Source organism: Bradyrhizobium sp. Ce-3, from assembly GCF_022835695.1.
Classification (GTDB): Bacteria; Pseudomonadota; Alphaproteobacteria; order Rhizobiales; family Xanthobacteraceae; genus Bradyrhizobium.
Genome location: NZ_BQUV01000072.1, coordinates 1 through 334, shown reverse-complemented (window position 1 = coordinate 334; position 334 = coordinate 1). Strand labels below are relative to the sequence as shown.

Sequence of the window (334 nt, the reverse complement as noted above, 5' to 3'; positions counted from 1 at the left end):
TATCCAAACACTGCTTTAGCAGTAGATGCACGAGTACCACCGCCTGGATAAATTCGGAGTAATGCAGAAGCTCCTTTTGCATAGTCAGCTTTAGATACGATTTCAATTTCAATTTTATCGCCTAATTCGCCTGGATAAAGAGCTACTACTCCTGGAATTCCGTATTTTTCGAGATTTGCTTGAAAGTCAACCGCTGTCATAGCAGTTTAAGCATTTTCAATTTCAGCTAATAAAATACCAGAATCAGTAATAATTTTTCCAAGAGTTATTACTGCAGCTAAACCAGAGGAAGACGAAGAAATTTCCGCAGTCCAGTTAGAACCTAGTGCTGGAT

At 38.9% G+C, this 334-nt stretch carries 2 protein-coding genes; both read right to left on the bottom strand.

Annotation, left to right across the window (positions count from 1 at the left end; translation table 11 throughout):
- The coding region (locus BRSPCE3_RS35865; protein WP_244071847.1) for a hypothetical protein at positions 1-200 on the bottom strand (200 nt) is incomplete at its 3' end.
- Between the two features lie 6 nt (positions 201-206).
- Positions 207-334, bottom strand: a 128-nt coding sequence (locus BRSPCE3_RS36260; protein WP_375710014.1) for a hypothetical protein, incomplete at its 5' end; no start/stop codon positions are given.